Raw genomic sequence first — 24,806 nt, 5'->3', positions numbered from 1 at the left:
ATTGAGAAAGGTCTTCTTCCAAAATCCCAACCTTTTCTAACACTTCTTTAAGGCATTCTGGAACTGGTTTGGTTTTCCACTTCTCAAACATTTTCACTTTAAACGCAAAAGTAAAATGAATAGTATTCCGGGTAACTTCCTCGACAACTGTATTATTTTTCAATTTTTCGATATTCATTTCCCTGAATATACTCATAGCAAAGCCTCCAATAAAAAAATACCCAGACAATGGGTATTTCAACTGTCATGTTGAAGTCCATCATCTGGGTATCAGTTTATCACGGCCTTCACGACGTCACGGTAAATAGTAGCCCGAGATTTCCGTCAGCCACTTCACACAATTCTGTGTTTACAGCATTTTCTTCTATTACACAGACTCTTGCTATTATGTAGATCTGTGCTTTTTATTTTTTCTTCCAAAACACAGACTATATATTGGTTGCCATCTGTGTTTTTAACTTTTTCTTCCATAACACAGACCCCTGGCACTATAGTCTTCTGTGCTTTCGACATTTTTCTCCATAGCACAGACTCCTTCTGCCATGCCCTTCTTTGTTTCCTACATTTTCCTCCAAAACACAGACTCCTTCTGCCATGTCCTTCTGTGTTTCTTTCATTTTCCTCCAAAACACAGATAGTCCTTCATAAATCATCTGTGTTTTTTGTTTTTTGCATAAAACACAGATTCTCCAGTGATAGTCATCTGTGTTTTTGAACCTTTCCCTCAAATCACAGATATCCTCACAAAATGCCTTCATTTGGCCTCCACGTCACACCTCTCCTCAATCCACTCCCGCCTCTGGATCACCTCAAGCCAGTCAGAAGGGATAGCGTCATAACCATAGAAAATACCTGCAAGTCCACCTGCGGTAGCGCCTATGGTATCGGTATCCTCACCGAGGTTCACTGCCTTAAGCTCGCACTCTTCGAAGCTGCCTGTAGTTGCAAGGCACCAAATAGCTGCCTCAAGAGAATCCACCACATAGCCGCTGCTTTTGATATCCTTTTCAGGGAGCTCTGAAAACGCCTCAATATCCCTGATTCTGTCATAATATGCAAGCTCATCATTCCCGTATTTTTCAGTAGCACCCCCGTATTTATCAGAATTCTTCTCATAAAAATCAAAAGCAGCCGTCACACCTCTCTGAAGCCGCTCCTTCAAAGGTCCCTCCACATCCAAAATCGGCTTCATGCAAAAGTAATAAATCCCGCAAGCCATCTTGCTTCTCATGTGCCCATGGGTGAGTGCGGAAACGCGGTGAATCAAGTCTACAGCCTCCTCACCGGACAATCCCGAGACATATCCATATATACACGCCGGCAGGATTATCATAAGAGAGCCATTCCCATTATCATGTTCCGACGTTCCGCCGCAGGTCACGGCGTCGTGAGTCCTCTTATATTTCTCAATGGCAATCATTGTCCCACGACCTATATCAAAAGACATTCCGAAAGGCGTGTACTCACCGTCATCCAGCCATTCCACAAACCTATTCATGATATCGGTTGTATCTACACTTTTCCTGTCGCCGATACTGCTAAGGAGCGCAAGCGTAAGACTACTGTCATCCGTCCAAGACCCTGCCGGCAAATTAAAAGTCCCATAGCCAATCATCTTCTTCACCGGATCAGCCTTAACCTCCTGCCTTGTTATAAACTGCACCGGACACCCCAGCGCATCACCGACAACCACCCCCATCACTCCTGCGAGCCATAAGTTCTTAATATCCTTACCGTTAGCATCATTCTTCATCATGATATTTCCGCTCCTTTCATCTTTTTATTCACTATACCCAATCCACAACCGGAAAAGGTAACCTCACAGGCGACTGCACGATTCACCATAACTATTATTAAAAATTCAGTATATTTACTTTTTTGTTATAATATTGTTAGCAATTTGTTTGTAAAAAGGAGGTTTTCTATGGCGAAGGTATTGTTACTGAATGGCAGTCCGAGGGCAAATGGCTGCACAGCAACTGCTCTTGATGAGATGGTAAAAGTTTTCCGGGAAGAAGGGATTGATACAGAGATAATTCATGTTGGAAATAAGGATATTCGTGGCTGCGTTGCCTGCGGATATTGCGCTCAAAATGGGAAATGTGTTGTTAATGACCTTGTTAATGAGGTTGCTCCAAAACTTGAAGAGGCAGATGGTCTGGTGGTTGGAAGCCCTGTTTACTATGCTTCTCCGAATGGAACAATACTCTCGTTCATGGACAGATTGTTCTATAGCACATCTTTTTCAAAGCATCTTAAAGTTGGCGCAGCGATCGTCAGCGCCAGAAGAGGCGGCAATACTGCGACTTTTGATGTACTAAATAAGTACTTCACAATAAGCGGAATGCCTGTGGCTTCAAGCACTTATTGGAATCAGGTTCATGGCTTTACAGCAGAGGATGTAAAGAAGGATCTTGAGGGCCTTCAGACTATGCGAAACCTCGCAAGAAATATGGCGTTCATGATCAAGGCGTTCGCCGACGCAAAGGAAAAATATGGCGCTCCAGAGATGGAAAGGGAATCCTTTACAAGTTTTCCTGATGGAAAATAGGGAATCATATACAAGCTTTCCCGATAGAAAAAAAAAGAGAAATACCCGGATACAAACCAAATGTATCCGGGCATTTTAAATTCAGTCCTTTACTTATAGCCTTCATGTAATTATCTGCTGGCACCGCCACCGTCGGAACTTCCTCCACCAAAGGAGCTTCCTGAGTCTCCGCCTCCGAAAGAGGAACCGGAATCAAAGAAGTTGGTGAATGAATCACTGGAAGATCTATGGTATAACCTCTCCCTTGCCTCCCAGATATGCATGTCTCCGGCATGGTCTTTCGCCCATTTCTTTTTTTCGAAATGCTCTATTATAGATGGTAATACGAATAATACAAAAAACCCAACTATGACAATCAGAATAATACCACCTATTTTATTTGATTCAGTCGTTTCCTCTACTTCATATACATTATCGTCTTCGGCAAATTCCTCATCACTTATATTCCCATAGATCAGAGGTTCATATTCTCCGGTCAGTTCGCTTTCCAATTCATAATACGAATACATATTGGCTGCTACTGCCTTTGCAGTCTCCAGCGCCGCCTCGGATGTGCTTTCATCCCTGTATGGCACATAATAGTTATCGAGTATATCTCCTGCGACATCATCAGTGAAAACATCATCAATTCCACTTCCGATTTCAAGCCTCACGTGATTTCCCTCTTTTTGCATCAAAAGAAGAATACCGTTATTCTCTTCCGCTTTTCCTATGCCCAGCATATTGAAAAGCTTGTTCGCATATTCCTCCAGGGTAAGGTCTGAATCGTCGTAAGATATTACTGCAACTTCCGCAGAGGTCTTCTCTTCCAGCTCATCCAGGATACGGTTGATCTCGTCTTCATCATCTGCGCTTATCATATCGACCGCATCATAGACATAGATATCTTCCTTTACAGTCGGAACAAACACACCGTCTTCAGCAGATACGTTTATGGGGGTTACACTCATTACGATTATAGTTAGTAAAAACAGAATCCACCCAAATTTTCTATTTTTCATTCCCAAACATCCTCCATTTTCATAAAATCTCTCTCCCTACCGGTTCGCCCCAATCAAAACCTCGTTCCGCATTTAGGACAGAACTCGAAATCCTCTGCCGTTTCGTAGCCGCACTGTCTGCACTTTTTATAGCCACTCACATATCCGTTTCCATTCATCACACGTGTCAGATGGCACTGCTGGATCTCGACATTTTCGCCTCTTGCAATTGCTTTTCCAATCTCAGGATCAAGCTCATAAACTGTGCCGCAGCAGCTTGTCTGTACATAGTAGTGTTTACTCCACTTTATTGTAGGAATGAAGAAAAGAGACAAAACCATATATGTCATGAACACATTGAAGCGTCCATACTTCCCACAGATAGTGCAGGTCACAAGCTGGTTAAAATCAAAATCCTTCCTGCCCTGTGTTATCCCCATTATAAAAAACATCTTTCCTTACTCCTTACACTTTTATACATCAAGAGCTTCACATTACTTTCTAATGAAGCCCTCGTCTCCTTCATAGTCGTCACTGACAAATCTCTCCACTGTCATATGAAGATCATATTTCTCGCGAAGCTTTGCGAGCTGCTCCATCATCGGCGACGCATGGTGAGCATCAATCGCAGCCTGATCCGTCCATGAATCTATGAGAAGGACCGTCTCAGGATCCCCTATCGGCTGGAAATACTGATATCGAAGATTCCCTTCCTCTTTTCTTATCGCATCAGCTATCCCCGATGACTCCATTTCATCAGCAAAAGCTCTGGCATTTCCATTTGTTCCCTTATAATAAAGATTAACGGTTATCATATCCGAGATACCTCCTAACTCACTGCCAGAATTCCAGCAAGAATTATTATCACAACCGAAAACAGCAATTCCGATCCAAATCCCTGATAGATATAATGTGTATTAAACATAAGCACCTCCCTGATAAACTCGTAAACTTCTTACAATTTCATCCGGGTCTATTCTACCAATTTTGCTGTCCGTTTTATGACACACCATATCAAAGTTGCCATTCAAATCAAAGATAATGCTTTCTGACCACCTTTGCTCCAAAGGGCATAAGTGCCACTTTTGCAATCTTGAAGAACTGCTTTCCAAAAGGGATGCCTACTACAGTTATGCACCACAAGAGGCCTGTAATCCACCAGGCTATTGCGCTTAATAATCCACCAAAAACAAACCAGATAACGTTTCCAATAAATATCATTTTAATACCCCATCGAATAGATTTGACTCAGTTTTTCCATAGATCATTTAACACCATCTATGCACCTTTATAACATTTCTTCCAAAAACAATACTTCCGAGCTAAGTAGTTCCCTGTCATTGCATATACATGAAACAATGAAAGGCACATATCCCTTAGCACCAAGCCTTTTCTGCCCTTTCAGGATCAGATGCATTTTCTTATCTTCAGTCATATACTCCTCGGAAACAACATCCCCCGCAATGCTATTCTCAAGTACTTTTCTGAAGTCTCCTAGAAAAGCAGGCACAAGCACCTTGCCGGTCTTTTTCCCGTATTCGATTCCGTATATCCTGTCGATCTCGTTTTGAATACACTGTCCAATACTATTATCGCTCATAACCACTTTCATCACACCTCAAAATCCAAACAACTTCTGATCTTTGTATATGGTCTTACCTTAGTATCCGCAACTGCTACGTGCTCAGGATGAACCGCGTATCCCTTAAGAGCCGCCTCATCTTCAAATGTAGAATCAAGCATCAGATCCGCATTTGAAGATTCCAGGCCATTGATATTAACCTTGATTTCAACGATCCCCGGAACCTTTCCCTTCAGACCCTCGAGTCCTTCCTTAATCCCCTTTTTAATCTCAGCCTTTTCCTCAGCTGACAGTTCATCTTTTAATGTCCATAAAATCACATGCTTTACCATTATTACCTCCTTATTTCCACTTTTTCAAAAACTACAAGACACTCCTTCTGGCATGAAGTATCCTATCACCTATATCCATTGCATTCTCAAATCCCATGGAAGACATCTCTCTGGTAGCAGCTTCGTATATAGCTGTACTTATCATATGCCGGAGAAAGCCTCTTCTCTCCAAGATCATAGCTATACAGTAATGAGAAATTCTTGATATGAGCGTCAGTATTCCCAAGGACATAATCAAAAACAATCCTGCGCCATAACTTCAGCTGATCTTCCAACGGATTCCCTGAATGATTCCCCTTCGATATATCCGACTACCACCTGTCTACCCTGTATTTCCAAAATAACGTCGTATTTTCTCATTTGTTGCCCCTTGAATTTATCACAATATCCAATCCAAGCATATTCGCCAGGAAAATTGCCTTTCCAAGTTCAGCCGTGCTCTTTCCATTCTCCAAATCAGAAATGAAACTGATGCTAAAGCCCGTAAATTCTGAAATATAGCGTTGTGTATATCCCAGCTCTTTCCTGCGCTTTTTCAAAGCCTCTCCAAACATTTTAGTATCCACTATGACCATATTTACTCCTTTTAGCCGTTCGGCTTATTTCAGTCAAAAATGTCAAATAATAAGCCGTTCGGCTTTATCACGCTAAAAACAGTATAATATTAGCCGTTCGGCTTAGTCAAGCTCCGGCTTTATCGCAAACATATGACGACCTTATAAAGGATCTTTTTAACCTTTATGTAAACTATCACTCCGGTGATGGCTATTTTACGACAAGTGCGTACATTCCTTTAAGAAAAGTTGAATCACCTGCTGACCTTGAATACACGCTCAAGGGAACAAATTTTTAATATTTTTTTCTCCTCAAGTTTATAAACATTTTATATATTGTGGTTATAATCATTTAAAACCACTAGATGTTGTTTTTATAAACATTTATGGATTTATGGGAGGAAAAATTATGGGCCACAATAATTCTGCAAACAAAGCGTTCATTGGTAAAGTTTCACCCAAAATCGTAGACACGGTTCGCTTCAACAACCGTTATATAGACTTAGAGACAGTAAAAGAGAAAGCCACCGGCATAGCATCAGCAATAATGATCTTCGCGGGTATAGTAGCTTTCTCTTTTTTGTTCTTTATTTAACCTTCACACTCTTAGATTTACTCCACTTTGAGTAGATCTTTTCAGCGCCTGATTTTTTATAAGTACGAATTCTGACGTAGTATTTTTTATTGGTTTTAAGCTTCTTTATGGTTTTTGAAGTAGTCTTGGCTTTAACTATAGTTACAGCATTTACGTCCTTATTGAAATTCTTGTCTGTGGTGTACTGGATCTCATAGCCCTTAATGCCGGTCTGCTTTTTCCAGGTGACTGTGATTGATTTCTTTCCGGCAATAAGCTTTGAAATTGATGTTTTCTTTTGCTTGCCGTCAATCTTCTCCGCCGCTTCTGCTTCTACCTGAGGCGTTGCAGGATTGGTAGCCTGCGCTGCCTGCTCAGACGGATTTGACTGATTAGCAGAATCGATAGGAACCGATGACTCGGCTGATGCCTCATTTGGCGTAGTCGGCTTCACTTCCGGCTTGCCGGATTCAGAGCCATCACCCTGATTTCCTGATTCGGATCCGCCTTCATTCCCTGATTCGCCACCCTCTGAAGGATCCGGTTTCTTTTCTTCTTCCTTCCTCAGGTTGATATATCTGTTACTTGTTCCGCTCTTTTTTACTGCAAGCTTTGTATATACAGTTGCATTATCAGCCTTGCCATCCTTGTTATTATCAAGTCCGAACTCGCCGGGAAGAGCTATCGCCTTACCTATAATCTTAGGTGCATCAAGTACTTTCAGCTTATCACATCTATTTAGCATCTCTGTACAATCTGTAACCTTTGATGTATTAAAACTGCTTATATTCAGGTTCTCGAGATTATAGCATCCCTCGAACATCCACTTCATATTGGTAACCTTGGAGGTATCAAAATTGCTAAGATCGAGTGATTTGAGATTCTTACAGCAATCAAAAGTCCTATACATCTCAGTAACATTTGAAGTTTTAAAGCTTGAAAGATCAAGTGACTCTAATCCATAACATCCTACAAACATCTGAGTGAAGTATTCCACCTTTGATGTATCAAAATTACTGAAATCCAATTTTTCAACTGCAGAGCACCAGAAAAACATGCTATGCATTGAAGTTACCTTTGATGTATTGAAATTACTGATATCTATCGTTTTTAACACATCACAGTGATTAAACATACCGGAAAGGTTTGTAGCCTTTGATGTATCAAAGTTGCTTACATCAAGGACCTCCAGCTTGTGACATAATCCAAACATTCCGTTGAAGTTTGTTACCCTGGAAGTGTTTATTCTTCCATTAAATTCGATACTTTTTACTGCCGTATATCCATAGAACATATTTGCACTATCAACATTTAAAAATATGGTATTTGCAGCAGAATAAATGTATACGGTTTTCTTTTCACTATCGTAATAGGCCATAACCGAATTATTTGCAGTCCCAATATTCTTTGAAGGCAGCTTTTTATTTGGAGTGGATCCCTTGGCCATAAAAATGACATGCTCAATAGTCTCATCTTCATCTGTAAAACTTGAAACCTTGTTGTTTACGAATTTTTTAAGTGCCTTATTAAAGTTATTCCCGGTAACTAAAGTTGCTCTGGAGGCAGCTTCTGCCTTAATCTTGAAATTCCCGGATGAACATCCGAAGAAAAGAGCCACGCAAAGAAAAGCTGCGATGACCCACACCAACGATTTTCTGTTTCTTTCCATTTTGATTTCCCCTTAAAACTTCTTTTTTTTATCCAAACAGCCCCAAATACTGTTTGCATATCTGTCCCCTCGAAGGATGAATATAGCACAAATACTAATTACAATACAAGTGCTCTCTTCATGTTTACATATTCTCCTTAAATGTAATTTCAGGGCTTGCTAAAAAGCAAACCCTGATATTATCAAAACAATTATTTAACTTTCTTAACTCTAATCTGTACAGGAACAGCTTTATGGCCGGTGCTGCTAAATTTGATGTAATACTTCTTTCCTTTTTTAAGCTTTATCTTTTTAGAATTCTTCCAACCGTCTCCTGCGGTTAAATAAGCAGAAAAATCGCTGTCATTCTTTGTCTTTGACTTATAACCGTGACACCAAACAGATTTACCTCCGTCAGTCATTGTATTTACAACATAAAACTTGTATTTACCTGTCTTGGGTGCCTTAAAAACATACCAGTCAGTATCAGAATCAGCATATGAAACAACACCGTTATATGTCTTATTAAGCTTTATCTTAGTAGCGGAATTAGGTGAATTATTGCCTTCCTTCTCAAGATTGCTGACAGGAGTAGAATTAACAGTAAATGCAATATCTATAGTTTTTTTAGTACCTACATTTGAACTATTAAAAGTAAGAGTAGCAGTCTTTCCGGGAGCAAATACAAATGTACCTGTTGATGCAGCGCCTTTTTCGTTATCGACATAAACTGAATCATATTTGCAATAATCAACAGTTATCTTCATCCATGCAAATCCAGTGTTACTGCTTCCTCCAACAATACAAGCCGTAACACTTGTAGTACAATCAGGCTGTGTAACAAATGTGTATTCTGCCTTCTCATCATATCCAAGTGTCAGCTTATACTCCTGATTAGCGTTGATTGCTGCAGTAGCCTTAGCGTCAACCTTGGCAACTGATAATGCGCTCACTGCGAATGCAGCAGCCATAATAATCCCAGTAACTTTTTTTAAAACTCTTTTCATACGATTTCCCCTTTTCTCTATTATTCTGTTCACAAAATATTGCAAACGCGTCCCCTCATGTTTCGTAAAAAACGAACGTTGAAATTATAACACATACAAATATGATGTTCAATTTTTCGACCAATAATAGCCCTTAAATCATATTTTGTGCCTATGCATTGCCCTTGTTTTTGTAATTATTAAGTTCAAAAAGGATAGATCAGCTATTTAAAAAAGGCTTTCCTTATCGCATTAGCTATCTGATCTTTATCAGCTCCATCAGCAACTTCTTCAAAAATCTTAGTCCTAAAACCCAAATTATTAAATCATACATTGCTAAACTTATGGCAACGTGATATAATCACAAACTGTTGCATTTTTGGTTAAGTGTGTATTTATTATTATGGAGGATTAAATGAAAAATTTAAAAAATTTCCTTGGCATGCAATTTGTCATGCTGGCAGCAGTTTGCAGCATTTGGTTGTCACCACTTGATGCGAAGGCAGTTACTTTACCGATTGGTGAAGGTGAAGTGATGCAGCTTAATAAAGTCATAAAGCTTGAAAAGGGTATTCGTAACAACTATTACACTATGACGATTCCCTCTTCCGGACGATTAACATTTCATACAATCAGTGACAGAATTCAAGGTGTTGAAATTCGTGACAAGGACAATAACAGTATTTTTTTTGATGACAGTAATGGCTGGTATAAAATTGATGATTTTACAAGATACTTAAGAGCCGGCCAGTATTCCGTCAGAGTATGCAACTATTATTGTAACGACTATGCACCGGAGTTTACTTTCTATTTCACTCCTGAAAACGAAAGCTTTCCCGAAACAGAAACAGTAAATAATGATATTCCCGAAACAGCAAGCATCATTCCATCATTATCCGGAACAGTATATACAGGTATGATATGCTCCGGAGCTGAAAAGTATGACTGGTATAAATTTACAGCACCTTCAACATGTGATGTAAAGCTGGTTTTAACCTCACTCACCGATAGAGTAACTCCCAATTATTTAATACAGGACGGAAATGGAAACTATATAGCAGATGGTAGCGGTTCAGATGAATTTGCTCATTCATTAAATGCCGGTACCTATTATTTAAGAATCGGTTCCAACTACGCAGGCATTTATACCTTCCAGCTGAAATCAGGATTATCTACAGATGTTTCAACCGTAAAGCTCAATAAAATCAAGGCTAAGGCATCAAAGAAGGGTAAAGTATCTATAAACTGGAATAAAATAGCAGACAGAAATATTGCCGGATATGAAATTGAGATTTCCGATAGAAAAGCTTTCTACAGCACAATTAAAAAATGTGAAGCAAAAGGAACCGCTAATTCAAAGAAAATAACAATTCCCAAGCAGTACAGAGGAAAGAAAGTTTTCGTAAGAATCCGCGCATATTCTTATCCTACTTCAAATGAAAAGAAGTATTCAGATTGGAGCAAAGTAGCTTCAGTTAAAGTGAAGAGATAACACACCCCTTACAATCTCAAAAAATATCCATGCTCCTAAAATACAGTGGCATGGATATTTTTCATTTTACATTTTGTATCCTATTATTTCCCTAAACAGACTATTTAAACTGCCCCAGTCATTATTGTGATCATCAGGCATATTATCGGCAATTTCCTTAAGCCTTATCACTTCATCCTCGATAAATTTCCTAATTACAGGAAGCTGGGGATTCTCTTCTTTTTCCGTTGTCCGTTTCTTGATTTCAAGAAGCTCGTCAATTGCAGACCTAAGTTCCTGTGACAATTCCATCTTTAACAGATCATCAAACAAAACCGGTGGTGCTGCGTGATTCTTCTCAATATACATCGCGGCAAGAATAGGCCTAAGAGCATAAAAATACTTCTTGTATCTCACCATCTCACCTGTTAGGTACTCCTGATATGTATGGTTTGCGGTCCCATAGTAATGATATACCGCGGACTTTTCAGAAAAGTACTGGCCCGATACCTCCGCAATTCTGGCCCATTCAGGAGTTGTCCTGTACACTATCGGAGATCCGCTCCACTCGAACAAAGTGGCATTTCCCCTGGCAAACTGCTTCAGCGCCTTCCTCAGATCCCATCCGTTTATATCAAGTACTTCATCAAGCTGCCATTCTATGACATCCCTTGGCTCATCAAGTCTCAGATAGTCCTTTGCATCACGCACGTAAACGAACCTGACATCATAGTCGCTGTCAGGTGAAGCAAACCCCCATGCCCTGCTGCCCGACTCTACCGCATGCAGAATTTTCACATTCTCAGTCTTCTCGATTTCATCAAGCTTTTCATCTATTTCCTTTAAAATATCTCTCATGTAAGTTCCCCTGTAACCGCGTATCTGTTTACGCGCTCAACAAATCTTTCTACCTTCTCCATATCAGGATTATCAGGAAGGGTTGTTTTCTTCGCAGCCTCATCCAGTTTTCTCTCATACTCATCAAGCATCTCAAAGAAAGCAGGTGAATAGGATCCATCCGCCTCCATGAAGTCGCCCCTTCGAATTGCGAGCAGTGTATCCAGGTCATTCGTCCTGTGCGTTATAATCTCGCCATTTTCCAGAATATCAATCGCCATCATGAAAAGTCGAATCAGATGCATTGCATGCTTATTAAGGTGGTTGTCATCCTTCTTTTTGTTGCGCTTGCCGAGCTTGTCATAGTCTCGCACAACGCTCCGCATGACTCCCCACACATCCTCATAATCACGAAGCGGAAAATGCTCATAATTTGCATCTACAAATATCTCTGTATCAAACTCAGGATTCTCTGCCTTATCGATATACAGCTTCAGTCCGCCCTCAGTTTTCCCATAATATCTTCTGTTCACATCATCAAGGGCATGCATAACAGACTTCAGGATATGCTTCTCCCTCTCACTCTGCGGAAGGCTGTCCCTTGCTATCGCGTTCTGAAGCCTTCGAAGCTGAGAATCCGCATAACCGCCGAACGTCTTTATCGCTCTTTTGGACAAAAACATATGGCTGTTATCTTTTAATTCCTGTCCCAGATCAGACATAATAAGATACTGATCATCATCAAGCCCCAGCATCTCACATGTGTTCGGATTGCACTCCACAAGAAGCTTCACCAGCTTGTTGAAACCATAGATAACAGTATCTGTCTTATCATCCTCATACTGATCAAACTCGGTAAGCCCCAATAAATCAGACGGCATCTGCAATGTAACGCCTCTGAAATCTATATCGCTGTTTTCATTATTAGTTCCATATGCATAGCTGCCACCGAGTCCCAGCAGCATTATTCTATTTCCAAGTCTCTCATTAGTTCTAAGGAAATCATACTCCTCAGACTGCATCAGCTTTACAAAATTCATATCCCTTTTCTTTCCTTAGCCTTTTCAATGAACTCCCCTGCTTCCTTAAAAGCCTCTGGGAGATAATCAGCATGCCATTCTTTTCCGGCCTTCTCTGCCTTTTTGATATCAGCCCAGGCTTTGTGAAGTTCTTCCTCTGATGAAAAAGTCACACCGCTAAACACATGCGGATGTCTCCTTACCATCTTATCAGAGATTCCCTTTACTACATCATCAAATGAAAAAAGGCCTTCCTCCTCCGCAATAACAGAATGGAACATGACCTGTAAAAGAAGATCCCCAAGCTCTTCCTTGAGGTTCTCAGGATCTCCTGTTTTTTCAAGTATATTGATTCCACCGATGACTTCAGCAGCTTCTTCAATACACTCAGGTTTCAAACTCGCATGAGTCTGAGCCCTGTCCCACGGACAGCCATCCTCAGCCCTCAGTTTCTCAACCACTTCTTTTAATCTGTCTATCTCTGACATGGTATTGTCTCCTCCAAACTATACTACCTTATATCTGTTTTTGACTCAGCTATCGAGCACTTTTCAAGAATAAAACTGCCAATATTTCATTGAGTACCTTTTGCGGTAGATGTTTTTAACCACAATCTTCTGCCACAATTTACATATCGAAAAAATCCGGCATTCTCTCTATGTATCAGTTTTCTGCCGCTATTTGAAGGTTTCTCTTTTACAGCAGACATTTTAATCTAAAACTCACTACCTCAATTATGAAATGTTATATTTGCAGCAGATTTTTCATCTTGATTTGCACTACCGCTTTTCACATTTTCTAATTTTGTGGCATTAAAATCCCACTAACAATATGTTGCTCACCAAAAACCATAAAACACAAAACCACTTCAACATTAAGCTGTATAGCTGGCAATCTCTAATAAAAACCTACTTTAGTGCGGCACTGAGACTGTTAGGAATCCCTCTTGGTCCCCTTACAGCATAAATTGCATATTCTGACTTAAGCTTATCAAAAGTGAACTTATCACGTTTATAGCGCTTCAAAAGCTTGATCTTCATAAGTGCTGTTATTTTGAGGTTCTTATCTTCGTAGTCATAAGGAATATCCACCTCAGTAACCTTACACTTGTAAAGAATCGCAGAAACAGGAGCTCCCACATACATGAAGACTGTGTCGCCCTTGATAATCCCGCTTCCCTGCTTCCAATCAATCTCATCCGATGCTTCAAAAGCAGCCTCAATGTCATAATATTTAGGATTAGCGGGTACAATCCATTCCTTGGGCGGCCGTATCTTTCTCTTCTTCTTTGCAGATGCTGTCGCCATATAGCTTGCATCCAGTAGATCAAAAATCTGTTTCTCCGGTACTGTCCCATCGAGCAGAACCGTTATCCAGTGCTGCTTATTCATATGATACGCCGGCATAATTCCGTCCTGCTTAACGAGCATATCTCTGAAAAACATATCCTCAATTTTCAGATTGATAACCGCCACAGAATCACTTCCCGCAAGCCCCAGCTTATCCCTTCCAACATCCATAACAAGAGCAAACCATTTGTTATTATCAGCATGTCGGAACACTGCATTGCTGTCATATTTACGCCATGGATATTCGGGCAATACTTTGTATTTCTTTTTAATGTATGCAAATACTTTGTCTTTCATGTTCCCTTTACCCTTTCTTGAAAGGATTATGGTAATATCTCTTCAAACTGTTGCCGATAACTATACTATCACAATCAATCTATGGAGGGATATCTGATATGAAAAGAGAAAAAATTGCATGCTCCTGCAAAAACGTTAATTATGGCAAAATTCTCGATGCTGTAAAAAATGGCGCAGATACATATGAAAAAGTCCAGAAAGCGACCGGATGTGGTACAGGCTGCGGAAAATGCCGCGACTTCATCACTACCATGATCCGCAACATCATCATGTTTCCGGAAGATTACGAATAATCATAACCCAGATACCTGTGCTTCATCCCCAAATTTAGATGGTTTTGAAAAAAAGAATAAATACACCCCAAAATCTATTTTTACAGCCGCATCAGCTACAACAATCCACAAAAGAGGAATACCGGGATTCATATACCCGACTGCAGCTATGATGATACATACAATTCCAAGCATTATCATGCTCGGGCCATGAACAACGAACCAAAGCAAAAAGTGGATCGCTGTTGCCAGAAGCACTCCCAGCCATATCTGTCTCCAATGCCATCCGGGGATGAATGGACCCGCTATAGCAAACATCAGAATGAACAGCGCCGCTATACTTATGTAAATCATCCTTATCTGTACTTTTGAGATGCTCCCCTGTGAAAGCTTTTTCCTAAGTTTTTTATTCACATTCACGCCAAAAAAGCAGGCATAATATCCAATAAGAAACACAAAAGGATTAACAAGAAACCTCCCACCCAAAACTGCGGAGATAATCAAAACTACTCCTATAAGCATGAGCCAAAGTCCGCATTGTTTCTTGTGATTAAATTCAAGCACTTCTTTCATTTTTCTCCTCTTTCAAATCAAGCCTCGTCATACCAGCCTTTACATACGTCGCACCATCCCTCTGCATCGACAGCTTTTTCAAGTTCATCAGGGGAAAGCTTAACGGATGTAAACTCATTCCCACCCGCCGGATGAACATATTCAAAGCGCTTCATCGAAACATCAAGCCAGATCGGGACTCCCGATTTTACTGCAAAAGGACATACTCCTCCGGGCTGAAAACCTGTCAATTCTTCAACAAGGTCCCTTGACACCATTGAAGGCTTTGTGTGGAACTGCGCTTTGAATTTCGAACTATTAACTCTCCCATCTCCGGCCATTACAACGATTACAGGCTTCTCCTCAACCATGAAAGATAACGTCTTTGCAATTTCTGCTTCGCTGCAGCCTATCTGCTGAGCTGCATGCTCAACTGTGTCGATGGTTTCAGCATGCTCCGTTAATCTGTCCCCAAAATTCCTTCTGATAAGATACTCTTTTACTGTTTCGTTTACCATTTCAATCCTCCCCGGCCACTATCATCAAGCATTTCTGTCCATATTTTATCACGTTATGAATCAGGTCAAACATTCATATGGCAAAATAATCTTTTTTCACCTTTCTATTTTATGCCTGACACATAGAAACATGCTAAAATGGTAGCCATGAAGGTTTTAGCAAAAATGGAGGAATTTGTATGAAGAGTTTTAAAAAGCTACTTATCTTATCAGCTGTTGTAGGACTGTTTGGGATGGCCCGCATACCTGCTCATGCAACAACGTATGATTCAGGAAGCAACACATATCCACTAGAAATAGGTGCAGGTGATGAAATAACTGCCGGCACATATACAGGAGAGATACATTTAAATGCAGGCGGAATCATAAGCGGCGGCACATTCAACGGGAATGTTACCGTATATGGTGATGACCTTTATACAGCGACCATAAGCGGCGGCACATTTAACGGTGAAGTTCGCCTTAATGAGTACGCAACAGTTACTAATGGTACATTTAATGATTATGTGATGCTCGGCGTTGGAAATATATCTGGCGGGTCGTTTAGTCATCTGCAGGTAATGTATTCAACCCCGTCTTTTAACATGGCATCTCAGGTTACAGGATGCACGATAACAGGACAGATTTCCGTTATAAGTCCAAATGGCTACACTGTGAAACCTGTTATATCAGGAATAACAGCAACTTCAAGTGCTACTTTTCTTGATGTTTCTGCCCTTCCGGAATCTGACTGGGCTGGCATTTTTACGGCAGCAAGCGACCAGCATAAGACAGTTACATTATCCATTAATCCCCTCAGGACAATGGCGCTGCAAAATGTCCGTGCCAGCAGGTTTGATAAAGTAAACCTGAAGTTCGATCCTAATGGCGGAAGCGGAAACATAGCCGACGGTTTTGCATATATATATGGCTCGAACGGTCTGCACAATAATACCTTCACAAAAAGTGGAGCTACGTTTACAGGATGGAGCACAAAAAAGTACGGGGCACCTGCCTATACAAATGGGGCTATTGTTTCAGGGACAAACCTTGGTAATGTAGGAGAAACAACCACCCTATATGCGATATGGAGCGATACTCCTGAAAATGAGCCATCTGCAAATGAAACTCCCGGAAATGAGAGTAGTCAGAAAAAATCTGATAAAACGGAGCCACAGAATAACGAACAGGTTCAGAACAGTAAAGACACTCCTGCAGAAACTGGTTTAAAGCCCGGAGAGGAAACTGCAGATAAGTCAGGCACCAAGGTAAAGGCATCTTCTGATGGAAATGCAGTCACAGTAACGGGAACAAAAAACAAGAAGACCGTGAAGATCGGAAAGACCGTTACAATAGGCGATAATAAGTATCCTGTAACAGCACTCGGAAAAAAGGCCGTTACCGGCAAGAAAGTAAAAAACGTTACCATTGACGCAAAAAATCTTACTTCAGTCGATAAAAATGCTTTTTCAGGAGCCAAAAACTTAAAAAATGTTACGATAAAAGGCGTAAAGAAAGGCTCAAAGATAGCAAAGAAGATTGAAAAAGCTGCTAGAAAAGCGAATAAGAATGTCAAAATAATATATAAATAAAAATAACCATTCTTCGAGGGAAAGAATTTTGTTGATAGTGTCAAATGATTTATGAAAAAACTGGGTCAAAAAAATAGGCTCAGATTGAACCTTGAAAATGTAGATATGTAGGTTGTGGTAACCTGACGCCACCCTTGACAGCACAAAAAATAACTGCTGTAGGTTAATCACCGACGGCGAAGAACTCAAGAACAATCAGATTTTATCCGTCGATTTCAGCAGTGTAGCAGTTATTTTTTGTGCCATCAAGGGCAAGCCGCTAAAGCGGTGGCTGGGTTATTACCTCAGGCTCAGAATCTAAGAACAATCAGCTGGCTGCCTGAAGTTTCATGATTTTTTGCTGACCAAAGTAAATCATGAGCTGCCATCTGGCAGGCATGTTCTCAGCTTTGGATAGTATGTCATCAACTACCGGTGGCTTGAAGCCATTGAACTTATGCGGCCTCAGGAAGTTATAGTAGGCAACCCACAAAGTCAGATCATAGTTAGCGCCATCGTAGTTATCGAATCCATTAGTGATTCGATAAGATGACTTATAGGTGCGGTTAAGACGCTCAATCATCTGTTTAAATGGCCGATATTCTTTGGACACTTCATCGTTGTTCTGAAGACCGATGACCTGTGTGATCTCAAACTTGAAGTTGTCGCCGAACTGCCTAAAGAACTGCTGGGCTGCAAGCGGGTACGCACTATACCCATCAGCGATAAACTTAAAGTTTTTGGGAAGTTCAGACATACCTTTGAAGGCCATTCTCATTGCGAGGATGCATGGACCTACACCACGGTTGTCAGATACCTGATAACCAATGATGGCTCTGGTAGCAGCATTCAGAATAAGCCAGATATAGCCTTTGATTCCACGGACTTTGATATATGTTTCATCTGCAGCAAAGGCATTGCCTTTCTCATAAGGGTAATTGTCAACAAAAGGCTTTATACAGATGGCAGCTGTCTTACAGTAGTTAGCAACCTGCTGATGGGATATAGATATTCCATACAAATCAGATAATGCCTGCGTTGTCTTTCTTAGAGATAATCCCAGATTGACGTGGAATGTAAGACACAGAGACATGATGTGGGCGTTGTGCTTGCTGAATTTAAGTGAGGATGCATTCTTCGGAAGAGAATTCAGATCCATCTTAAAAAAATCTATCGAGAATTCGCGATAGATGTAGTGAAGCTTGTATTTATACTTGCCATTCTCTTCGGATAGATCTTCTTTATCGATCTTTTTAAGGTTGTTGAGATAGTAAGGACATTTGGGATTAACACACTTATGGATGGCGAAGTGCTTACGGTCTTTCTTGCGTACAAGAGTATGCTGGCAGTGAGGACATTTTAAAGATAACTGTTTATCAAAGCGATTGTCCTCAGGCGTAAAAGCAGTCTGGCAGATCTTACACATGAGCTGTCCAGCTTTACCATTGTTCTTGTAGAGATATGGCTGTGGTGCATGACATGATGGACAAGAACATTCCTCCGGGATATCGCATTCTGAACGTCTTTTGATTGGTTTAACGGGTTTGCCATAGCGCTGGGTATAGTAGTTGTTAAGGTCCTTCCAGTCCCAATCCTGATGGTAGTAGACAATCTTTGGAAGTTCATCAACTTTGAACTTCTGATACTTGGGAGAATGGGAATCATCGAAAGCCCACTGCTTAAGAGGTATATATCTGCAGATAAAATTTATCAGCCAACAGTTCTGATGGTAGAGCTGTTGAATGAGTTGAAGTAAATAAAGTATAATGTCCATGAGCATTGTTTCCTTTTCTGGGAATGTTGGTTTGGCGATTGACATTATACCAAAAGAGGGGGTCAATGCTCTTTTTATTTTGGACTCCCGATAAATCAAGGTTTTAGAACTAAAAACGGGTAGTAAATTTGACACTACCATTTTGTTTTAGGGGAAATATGTATGAAAAAAGTGTGCTACTCTCTCATGGAAGAAGCAGGCCAAAGGCGGCATCAAAGGCTATGAGATACAGTACAGCACAGATAAGAATTTCAAGAAGGATGTTAAGTCTGTAACAGTCGGCAAAGCCAAAACAACTACAAAGACGATTAAAAAGCTTAAGTCCGGCAAGAAGTATTATTTCAGAATTCGTACCTTCAAAAAATCAGGCTCTGACAGAATTTATTCTGAATGGAGTAAAACCAAGAATATCAAAGTAAAATAATATATGCCCTGTGTCGCGTTTCTAGCCGCAACACAGGGCCTTCTTTATAAAAATCTAATTGCTACTCCCACTTCTTCCACACATCAGGCTGATACCCCAGTGTGGACTGCTTTCCATTCCTTACAACCGGTGTCTTAATGATCTGCTGATTCTCAAGAAGCTTCTCAAGCTTGTCCTCATCAGCAATATACTGCAAAAGGGCTACGGCATCCTTATCCTTCGCATTGGGGTTCACCATGTTCATGATGCCACCATTGGCGATGGCAACCGATGTGAGCTCGCCCTTACTCATGCCCTTTTCCTTCATATCAACGAACTGGAACTTTATGCCTCGCTCCTTGAAAAATCGCTCAGCTTTCTTTGTATCATTACACTTTTTCGTACCGAATATCTGTATCAACGTGCTACCTCCATATGCTGCCTGCTTCCAAAGCCATCCTTTTTCAGATCAGAATCCAAATAATCAAAACTCGTAGCCACAACCTTGATGAGGTTCATGGGCTCCGGAAGTTTTTTCATGACATCAACCGGAATCTTCTTATGTTCCATTATCTTCAGATACTCATCGGAAAAAGGTTCCACCATAGCGGCAATACCCTCGACCTGAAGGCTCTTAAGCTGCCCGAATCCACCATATGATTCAAATATCGCCAGCCCAACATTCTTGTTTTCTTTTAGCCCCTTGAACTTAAGACCGCCCTCTGAAAAGAAATAAAAATCACCCTCCACATAGTTGTATTCAATAGGAGTATTTCTCACCATTTCCGAAGAAGCCGTTGCAAGCGCACAGGTATTATGTCCTTTTATAAAACTAACAATCTTCTCCTCAAGCGCAGCCTTCTCCATATGTACTGATTCTTTATCCTTCAAAATCCAATGATTGGCTGCTGATTCATAATCCATTTCCCACATTTTCATTACTCCTAAAACAAATTGTTAGCACTATTATACTCTATCAGCCGTGTAAATAGGCCAACGAATAACCTTTTGATGGGCAAACCACCTACCAAAATCCGAGTCCTATGCCTAATTCAAGTGATGAAAATAATGAAGGCGGCAAAGATCTGTGTATAGCAGCCCTTGCATGTTGGATTATCGGCAATCTAATGTTGTTTACAGAGGTAGCAATAGTAGCCGGCTTCCTGCTTATAGCGGGCTTTGTAATTGCACTTATTGCGATGGAAAAGTATCCCGGAAGTAAGTTTGCCAAAACACTTACAATTTTATTTGTCATTGAGATAATTATCGTAATTATAGGCATACTCTATGTAATTCATACATGCATGTCCTGTCTTAATGGTGGCTGTTCAGAAATGGGTTAAAAAACCTCAACTAAAAAGAGTGGAACCTCTTACGAAGCACCGCTCAGCATAAACACTATTACTTTTTAAATAATCCACCGGCGAGATTCTTGATATCTCCCAGATCCAGCTTGCCGTCAGCAACTGCTGCCTGTACCATCTTGATGTCCGATTCACTGACATCGATGTTTGCTTTCTTGAACAGCTCCTTTGCCTGTGTCGGATCAGCCTTCGCAATCTGAGCCATCAGTTCCTTGTTACCATTGATCTGCTTGATGATTTCCGCAATGTCTGCCATACCTAACCTCCTTCATTATGAAAAACTTAATTGTTAGCAATATTATACTCCACCGGTAGAGCAAATTGGCAAATAACCAAAGGGGGTATGTGATTTTTAAATGAAAAGGCTTTTTCGAGCATTTGGTACCCATCAATTTTCAAATCATGGGTACCAAGTCATTAAAAAGGTCTTCTCATTTACTTTTGGGTTTGAACCCACATTAAAATAAGGCTAAAATGTATACCAGAACGCTAAAGTACGCACTATGCATACTATTTGGTATTGGTTGCCTTACTGTATGCGTATTTGGTTTTATACTTTAATAGGGAATTATATGGAAGAAGAGCTTATTACTATGGATTATGATTGTGGCTTTTCCAATGATAATAAATGGTTCAGATATCGAGCTGCGGCTATTATCGTTGAAGAAGGATGTGTTCTTTTTGCAGGAAATGAAATTGATGATTATTACTACTCTATCGGAGGCGCTGTTCACATAGGAGAAACAGCTGAAGATGCCGTGAAAAGAGAAGTGCTGGAGGAGACCGGCGTCGCTTATGAAATCGATCGCCTTGCTGTGATTCATGAAAACTTTTTTACCGAGAATCAAGGCTCTTTAAAAGGAATGGATTGTCACGAGATAGCAATGTATTTCCTTATGAAGCCAAGGGGAACCAAAGAACTTCAAAGTGACAGCTATACTCAAGGAGTTAAAGAAAACATGTACTGGCTTCCGATCTCGGAACTGGACAAATACAGAGCTTTTCCGACATTTATGAAGGAGTATCTCCAGAAGGAACATAGTGGGGTAGAACATATTGTATCAAATGAAACTAAAAAAGCTACAAAACGCTGAGATCACAACTATATATCAGGAGCGTCTGGTTCACGATTTTATCGAGGATGAGCTCAAAAAGCTCCCGGTCATTCTCAAAGCTGTTGATGATGGAATATATGAGTGTCTGGGGATTTATGATGATTCTGAGATAATCGGGTACACATTCCTTGTGAAACAGGGAATGAATTATCTTGTGGACTATCTTGCTGTTTATCCAAAGCACAGGAATAAAGGTCTTGGCGGTGAAATCATCAGGATGCTTCGTGAATATATGTCAGAAGCCGGGCTTGTTATCCTTGAGGTAGAAGATCCCGCTTATACTAATGACCGCGACCTTAAAGCGCTGCAAACAAGGCGCATAGGTTTTTACAAACGGAATGGCTGCATCGATACAGGACTCAAAGTTAGGTGCTTTGGCGTCCCTTTTATCATACTTGTGCTTGAAAATAGCACTATCATATCCAATGAAAAACTGTGGGAGTTGTACCGGTCCTTTTATGGGGCAGTTTTTTCAATGGATATAGTAGAGAAAAATATAGAGTATCTGGGAGGATGAAAGAGCATAGGGCATCTTTTAAAGACGCCCTATTATTCTATACACTTTTTAATGATGTCTTTGATCATTTCAGCATAAGAGTTGTACTTTTTCAATTTCTTGTACAGAAAATTATCTAACTGATAATATGATTTATCTTCAAAGCTATATATGTAAAGCAAGGTTTCACTTTCGGCAAAAGACAATCTCTTTTCCTTGTCTCCCTGAGATCGCATATCATTGTATTCCAGTAGACCATATACTGTTCTATCCGGAATCTCTTCAAGTAATTCCTCATCTACTCCATATATCATGCATCCGTTATATTCAAGGCCATCCATTTCCTTCAAAAAGTCTATATGCTCAGAAGGAATCTCTACTTGAAAACGCTTCTTGGTTTCTTCCGCTAATCTTTTGATTCCCTCCTCTGTAGCAGGGGGATTTATTTCATCACCCCATCGAGATAACTCCTCTTTGATTTTTCCAATTTCTGCTTCCTACATATATGATCTTCCTCTTGAAAAATTAACTATTTTTTCTCTTGCTCAAAAATATTACAAATACGCTCCATCTTCACATGAGGAATTCCATCCTCCATGAACACATCAGAAACCACCTCAAAGCCTTCTTTTGCATAGTATCCAATAGCATATTCCTGGGCTTCAAAATATATTTTCTGTGCTTTAAGCCTGTTTATAGCTATATCGACTCCCTTATGAAGCATTGCTCCTCCGATGCCTTTACCATGCTCCAGAGTCACTACTCTGCCAATCTGTGCGACGCCTGCGGTATCATCATGATCTTTCCAAAAGACTCTGAGGCACCCTGCAACTCTTCCCGAATCATTCCAGCAAAATACATGGATTGCGTCCTGATCTTTGTCATCCAGATCCTGGTAAATGCACTCCTGCTCAGTAACAAATATTTCAAATCTTGTTTTTAAAATCTCATAAAGCTCTCTTGTGCTTAGCTCATTAAAATGCTTAATTACAAAATCCATCTTTTTCTCCAAATATCTTCACTTACTCCTCACTCAGAAGTCTCTTTAAAAGCTGCTCCTTGTTCTCTATGAACATTTTTGTAATCTGATAACTGTCCGTATCCTCGTACTCGATCGGATGTATCTGACCATCATCAAAGCTCAGAATTTCCGCCCCGGGTATACCAAGAAGGATTGGCGAATGCGTTACCATGATGAACTGCGAATCTTCCTTGGCGCAGTTCACTATCTCGATAAGAAGTGTAAGCTGTCTCTGTGGCGATAGAGCAGCCTCAGGCTCGTCCAAAAGGTATAAGCCATGCCCCTTAAAATTTGTTTGAACCAATTGGAGAAAACTCTCACCATGAGAACGCTCATGAAACTGCTGACGTATTCCCCTTGGATCTTCCCTGCTGTACATCTCCTCTGCCGTCGCCACATTATAAAAACTCTCAGCCCTAAGAAAATATCCCCATCCCGGTTTGCTCACACCTCTCGAAAGTCTTATCGCATCGCACAATTCGGAGTGTGAATCATAGGTTGAAAAACTGTAATTCTTCGTCCCACCCTCCGGGTTAAAACCATAATTTACAGCAATCGCTTCAAGCACGGTCGATTTCCCACTGCCATTCTCTCCAACAAATATGGTTATATTCTTGTTAAAAGAAAGATAATCCAGATCCTTGATAGCTTCTATTCCACGTAAATAGCTCCGTTTATCAATCTTATCCCAGTTGATGCTCACCCCTTGAATTGGCAAGCTGCACATTTCATCCAGCATAGAAAAACCTCTTCATTGTGTGCCAATGCCATACCATATGCTCCATCTTTTTCTCCTAACAAATTGCTAGCAATATTATACTCTAACTGCCATGCAAATGGACAAAAGAATACCCCAGTCAGCTCTGCATCGGTTCGGCACTGATTTGCACCTCCTGCAACAATTACCTCCTCTTATCTGTTCCATATATATAGACCACTATCCGGAGGACATTGAGAATCATGAAAAAACGCATTTGGGTACATATACTAATATTAGCAACACTTTCACTACTTGCACTCATACCGGTCAGAAGACTTACAGGTACCAAGTACTCCTATTCAAAGGATGATTTTATCGGACTTATTAACGGAGGAAGCGGCATAAACCGCAGCGATAAGATAGAAGATACCAGTGTCCTTGCTATAGTAAAAATGAATGGCAATGTTTTAAAAACAGAGTGGGATTATATAGATTTTATGGTTGATACATATGGCTTCGAAGCATCTGACTTTGATAATATGGATATCATACAGTTTGTAACCGATTTTTCTCTCGATACACAGATTGCTTCCAGAGAAGACGCTTGGAAAATATACAAATACACCGCTGATATATATCAATATACTGTAAACTGATACCCAGATGATGGACTTCAACATGACAGTTGAAATACCCATTGTCTGGGTATTTTTTTATTGGAGGCTTTGCTATGAGTATATTCAGGGAAATGAATATCGAAAAATTGAAAAATAATACAGTTGTCGAGGAAGTTACCCGGAATACTATTCATTTTACTTTTGCGTTTAAAGTGAAAATGTTTGAGAAGTGGAAAACCAAACC

General features: G+C 40.3%; 35 protein-coding genes and 2 pseudogenes. 10 read left to right on the top strand and 27 right to left on the bottom strand.

Annotation, left to right across the window (positions count from 1 at the left end):
- From G630_RS0116520 to G630_RS0116510, 3 genes are all read right to left on the bottom strand, one after another.
- Positions 1 to 196, bottom strand: a 196-nt coding sequence (locus tag G630_RS0116520) for a hypothetical protein (protein ID WP_026499222.1), incomplete at its 3' end; no start/stop codon positions are given.
- A 292-nt stretch (positions 197 to 488) separates the two neighbouring features.
- Positions 489 to 617, bottom strand: a complete 129-nt coding sequence (locus tag G630_RS25650; protein WP_256379757.1) for a hypothetical protein — start codon at positions 615 to 617, stop codon at positions 489 to 491.
- Positions 618 to 754: 137 nt separating this feature from the next.
- Positions 755 to 1,756, bottom strand: a complete 1,002-nt coding sequence (locus G630_RS0116510; protein WP_242829951.1) for an ADP-ribosylglycohydrolase family protein — start codon at positions 1,754 to 1,756, stop codon at positions 755 to 757.
- 168 nt (positions 1,757 to 1,924) lie between these two features.
- Here G630_RS0116510 and G630_RS0116505 point away from each other — a divergent pair, with 168 nt between their 5' ends.
- Positions 1,925 to 2,551, top strand: a complete 627-nt coding sequence (locus G630_RS0116505; protein WP_026499219.1) for a flavodoxin family protein — start codon at positions 1,925 to 1,927, stop codon at positions 2,549 to 2,551.
- A 110-nt stretch (positions 2,552 to 2,661) separates the two neighbouring features.
- On the opposite strand, the gene G630_RS0116500 is transcribed toward G630_RS0116505, so the two are convergent.
- The 9 genes and pseudogenes from G630_RS0116500 to G630_RS0116455 form a co-directional block, all read right to left on the bottom strand.
- A complete protein-coding gene (locus G630_RS0116500) occupies positions 2,662 to 3,552 on the bottom strand; it encodes a TPM domain-containing protein (protein ID WP_026499218.1) in 891 nt (296 codons plus the stop codon).
- A 53-nt stretch (positions 3,553 to 3,605) separates the two neighbouring features.
- Positions 3,606 to 3,983, bottom strand: coding sequence for a zinc ribbon domain-containing protein (locus G630_RS0116495; RefSeq protein WP_026499217.1), 378 nt, complete (start codon positions 3,981 to 3,983; stop codon positions 3,606 to 3,608).
- A gap of 42 nt (positions 3,984 to 4,025) precedes the next feature.
- Positions 4,026 to 4,346, bottom strand: coding sequence for a putative quinol monooxygenase (locus G630_RS0116490; RefSeq protein WP_026499216.1), 321 nt, complete (start codon positions 4,344 to 4,346; stop codon positions 4,026 to 4,028).
- Positions 4,347 to 4,563: 217 nt separating this feature from the next.
- On the bottom strand, positions 4,564 to 4,752 hold the full coding sequence (locus G630_RS22395) for a YccF domain-containing protein (protein WP_049946267.1): 189 nt from the start codon (positions 4,750 to 4,752) through the stop codon (positions 4,564 to 4,566).
- Between the two features lie 67 nt (positions 4,753 to 4,819).
- Entirely contained in the window at positions 4,820 to 5,131 is a 312-nt protein-coding gene (locus tag G630_RS0116475) for a hypothetical protein (protein WP_139176369.1), read from the bottom strand.
- An 11-nt stretch (positions 5,132 to 5,142) separates the two neighbouring features.
- Positions 5,143 to 5,445, bottom strand: a complete 303-nt coding sequence (locus G630_RS0116470) for a Dabb family protein (protein ID WP_022763465.1) — start codon at positions 5,443 to 5,445, stop codon at positions 5,143 to 5,145.
- A 188-nt stretch (positions 5,446 to 5,633) separates the two neighbouring features.
- A pseudogene (locus G630_RS25965) lies at positions 5,634 to 5,720 on the bottom strand (HipA domain-containing protein); the annotation flags it as partial.
- A complete protein-coding gene (locus tag G630_RS25645; protein ID WP_022763463.1) occupies positions 5,680 to 5,805 on the bottom strand; it encodes a hypothetical protein in 126 nt (41 codons plus the stop codon). The pseudogene G630_RS25965 and the gene G630_RS25645, both read right to left, overlap by 41 nt.
- A complete protein-coding gene (locus G630_RS0116455; RefSeq protein WP_026499215.1) occupies positions 5,802 to 6,020 on the bottom strand; it encodes a helix-turn-helix domain-containing protein in 219 nt (72 codons plus the stop codon). Before G630_RS0116455 ends, G630_RS25645 begins: the two co-directional genes overlap by 4 nt.
- 388 nt (positions 6,021 to 6,408) lie before the next feature.
- On the opposite strand from G630_RS0116455, the gene G630_RS0116450 reads away from it, so the two are divergent.
- Positions 6,409 to 6,594, top strand: coding sequence for a hypothetical protein (locus G630_RS0116450; protein ID WP_026499214.1), 186 nt, complete (start codon positions 6,409 to 6,411; stop codon positions 6,592 to 6,594).
- On the opposite strand, the gene G630_RS23885 is transcribed toward G630_RS0116450, so the two are convergent.
- Together G630_RS23885 and G630_RS0116440 are read right to left on the bottom strand one after the other, a co-directional pair.
- Positions 6,587 to 8,242 (bottom strand): BspA family leucine-rich repeat surface protein, encoded by a 1,656-nt coding sequence (locus G630_RS23885; RefSeq protein WP_026499213.1) that lies wholly within the window; start codon positions 8,240 to 8,242, stop codon positions 6,587 to 6,589. The two genes, G630_RS0116450 and G630_RS23885, sit on opposite strands and share 8 nt — an antisense overlap.
- A gap of 191 nt (positions 8,243 to 8,433) precedes the next feature.
- Positions 8,434 to 9,228 carry a hypothetical protein gene (locus tag G630_RS0116440; protein ID WP_026499212.1) on the bottom strand — a complete coding sequence of 265 codons (795 nt, stop codon included), beginning with the start codon at positions 9,226 to 9,228 and terminating at the stop codon, positions 8,434 to 8,436.
- Between the two features lie 394 nt (positions 9,229 to 9,622).
- On the opposite strand from G630_RS0116440, the gene G630_RS0116435 reads away from it, so the two are divergent.
- Positions 9,623 to 10,699, top strand: coding sequence for a hypothetical protein (locus G630_RS0116435; protein WP_022763458.1), 1,077 nt, complete (start codon positions 9,623 to 9,625; stop codon positions 10,697 to 10,699).
- Positions 10,700 to 10,765: 66 nt separating this feature from the next.
- Here the strand turns inward: G630_RS0116435 and G630_RS0116430 are convergent, their stop codons facing one another.
- The 4 genes from G630_RS0116430 to G630_RS0116415 all read right to left on the bottom strand — a co-directional run bounded on the left by G630_RS0116430 (position 10,766) and on the right by G630_RS0116415 (position 14,180).
- Positions 10,766 to 11,536 (bottom strand): nucleotidyltransferase domain-containing protein, encoded by a 771-nt coding sequence (locus G630_RS0116430; protein ID WP_022763457.1) that lies wholly within the window; start codon positions 11,534 to 11,536, stop codon positions 10,766 to 10,768.
- Positions 11,533 to 12,555, bottom strand: a complete 1,023-nt coding sequence (locus tag G630_RS0116425; RefSeq protein ID WP_026499211.1) for a nucleotidyltransferase domain-containing protein — start codon at positions 12,553 to 12,555, stop codon at positions 11,533 to 11,535. The genes G630_RS0116430 and G630_RS0116425 overlap by 4 nt, the downstream gene beginning before the upstream one ends.
- Positions 12,552 to 13,022: a MazG nucleotide pyrophosphohydrolase domain-containing protein gene (locus tag G630_RS0116420; RefSeq protein WP_026499210.1), complete on the bottom strand. Its 471-nt coding sequence runs from the start codon at positions 13,020 to 13,022 to the stop codon at positions 12,552 to 12,554. The genes G630_RS0116425 and G630_RS0116420 overlap by 4 nt, the downstream gene beginning before the upstream one ends.
- Positions 13,023 to 13,442: 420 nt before the next feature.
- Complete coding sequence (locus tag G630_RS0116415; protein WP_044959607.1) at positions 13,443 to 14,180, bottom strand: MmcQ/YjbR family DNA-binding protein; 738 nt, start codon at positions 14,178 to 14,180, stop codon at positions 13,443 to 13,445.
- Between the two features lie 98 nt (positions 14,181 to 14,278).
- Between G630_RS0116415 and G630_RS0116410 the strand changes: the two genes are divergently transcribed.
- Positions 14,279 to 14,473, top strand: a complete 195-nt coding sequence (locus G630_RS0116410) for a (2Fe-2S)-binding protein (protein WP_026499208.1) — start codon at positions 14,279 to 14,281, stop codon at positions 14,471 to 14,473.
- Here the strand turns inward: G630_RS0116410 and G630_RS0116405 are convergent, their stop codons facing one another.
- A complete protein-coding gene (locus G630_RS0116405) occupies positions 14,474 to 15,025 on the bottom strand; it encodes a DUF6609 family protein (protein ID WP_026499207.1) in 552 nt (183 codons plus the stop codon). It lies immediately after the preceding gene.
- Positions 15,026 to 15,042: 17 nt separating this feature from the next.
- Entirely contained in the window at positions 15,043 to 15,522 is a 480-nt protein-coding gene (locus tag G630_RS0116400; RefSeq protein ID WP_026499206.1) for a YbaK/EbsC family protein, read from the bottom strand.
- A 179-nt stretch (positions 15,523 to 15,701) separates the two neighbouring features.
- Between G630_RS0116400 and G630_RS0116395 the strand changes: the two genes are divergently transcribed.
- A complete protein-coding gene (locus G630_RS0116395) occupies positions 15,702 to 17,093 on the top strand; it encodes an InlB B-repeat-containing protein (protein WP_026499205.1) in 1,392 nt (463 codons plus the stop codon).
- 307 nt (positions 17,094 to 17,400) lie between these two features.
- Here the strand turns inward: G630_RS0116395 and G630_RS0116390 are convergent, their stop codons facing one another.
- The gene (locus tag G630_RS0116390; protein ID WP_026499204.1) at positions 17,401 to 18,846 is read right to left on the bottom strand and encodes a DDE-type integrase/transposase/recombinase; all 1,446 of its coding nucleotides are present in this window, start codon (positions 18,844 to 18,846) and stop codon (positions 17,401 to 17,403) included.
- A 187-nt stretch (positions 18,847 to 19,033) separates the two neighbouring features.
- Between G630_RS0116390 and G630_RS25885 the strand changes: the two are divergent.
- Positions 19,034 to 19,270, top strand: a pseudogene (locus G630_RS25885) (fibronectin type III domain-containing protein); the annotation flags it as partial.
- A 61-nt stretch (positions 19,271 to 19,331) separates the two neighbouring features.
- Here the strand turns inward: G630_RS25885 and G630_RS0116385 are convergent.
- Both G630_RS0116385 and G630_RS0116380 read right to left on the bottom strand, forming a co-directional pair.
- Complete coding sequence (locus G630_RS0116385) at positions 19,332 to 19,670, bottom strand: arsenate reductase family protein (RefSeq protein WP_026499203.1); 339 nt, start codon at positions 19,668 to 19,670, stop codon at positions 19,332 to 19,334.
- Positions 19,667 to 20,182 (bottom strand): pyridoxamine 5'-phosphate oxidase family protein, encoded by a 516-nt coding sequence (locus tag G630_RS0116380; RefSeq protein WP_026499202.1) that lies wholly within the window; start codon positions 20,180 to 20,182, stop codon positions 19,667 to 19,669. Before G630_RS0116380 ends, G630_RS0116385 begins: the two co-directional genes overlap by 4 nt.
- 110 nt (positions 20,183 to 20,292) lie before the next feature.
- Between G630_RS0116380 and G630_RS0116375 the strand changes: the two genes are divergently transcribed.
- The gene (locus tag G630_RS0116375) at positions 20,293 to 20,592 is read left to right on the top strand and encodes a hypothetical protein (protein WP_022762664.1); all 300 of its coding nucleotides are present in this window, start codon (positions 20,293 to 20,295) and stop codon (positions 20,590 to 20,592) included.
- A 58-nt stretch (positions 20,593 to 20,650) separates the two neighbouring features.
- On the opposite strand, the gene G630_RS0116370 is transcribed toward G630_RS0116375, so the two are convergent.
- A complete protein-coding gene (locus tag G630_RS0116370) occupies positions 20,651 to 20,869 on the bottom strand; it encodes a hypothetical protein (RefSeq protein ID WP_022762665.1) in 219 nt (72 codons plus the stop codon).
- A gap of 316 nt (positions 20,870 to 21,185) precedes the next feature.
- Here G630_RS0116370 and G630_RS0116365 point away from each other — a divergent pair, with 316 nt between their 5' ends.
- Both G630_RS0116365 and G630_RS0116360 read left to right on the top strand, forming a co-directional pair.
- Positions 21,186 to 21,707 carry an NUDIX hydrolase gene (locus G630_RS0116365; protein WP_022762666.1) on the top strand — a complete coding sequence of 174 codons (522 nt, stop codon included), beginning with the start codon at positions 21,186 to 21,188 and terminating at the stop codon, positions 21,705 to 21,707.
- Positions 21,679 to 22,245 carry a GNAT family N-acetyltransferase gene (locus tag G630_RS0116360; protein WP_022762667.1) on the top strand — a complete coding sequence of 189 codons (567 nt, stop codon included), beginning with the start codon at positions 21,679 to 21,681 and terminating at the stop codon, positions 22,243 to 22,245. Before G630_RS0116365 ends, G630_RS0116360 begins: the two co-directional genes overlap by 29 nt.
- 32 nt (positions 22,246 to 22,277) lie before the next feature.
- On the opposite strand, the gene G630_RS0116355 is transcribed toward G630_RS0116360, so the two are convergent.
- The 3 genes from G630_RS0116355 to G630_RS0116345 are packed head-to-tail and all read right to left on the bottom strand — an operon-like array spanning position 22,278 to position 23,984.
- Entirely contained in the window at positions 22,278 to 22,703 is a 426-nt protein-coding gene (locus tag G630_RS0116355) for a YrhA family protein (protein ID WP_256379758.1), read from the bottom strand.
- 50 nt (positions 22,704 to 22,753) lie between these two features.
- Entirely contained in the window at positions 22,754 to 23,224 is a 471-nt protein-coding gene (locus G630_RS22385; RefSeq protein ID WP_044959602.1) for a GNAT family N-acetyltransferase, read from the bottom strand.
- Between the two features lie 22 nt (positions 23,225 to 23,246).
- Entirely contained in the window at positions 23,247 to 23,984 is a 738-nt protein-coding gene (locus G630_RS0116345; RefSeq protein ID WP_242829950.1) for an AAA family ATPase, read from the bottom strand.
- A gap of 221 nt (positions 23,985 to 24,205) precedes the next feature.
- Here G630_RS0116345 and G630_RS0116340 point away from each other — a divergent pair, with 221 nt between their 5' ends.
- A complete protein-coding gene (locus tag G630_RS0116340) occupies positions 24,206 to 24,601 on the top strand; it encodes a hypothetical protein (RefSeq protein WP_026499198.1) in 396 nt (131 codons plus the stop codon).
- Positions 24,602 to 24,806: the final 205 nt, after the last annotated feature.

This window comes from Butyrivibrio sp. WCD2001, assembly GCF_000424485.1.
Classification (GTDB): Bacteria; Bacillota; Clostridia; order Lachnospirales; family Lachnospiraceae; genus Butyrivibrio.
Note: the sequence above shows the minus strand (reverse complement) of the source record. Positions and strands in the feature narration are given on the sequence as shown.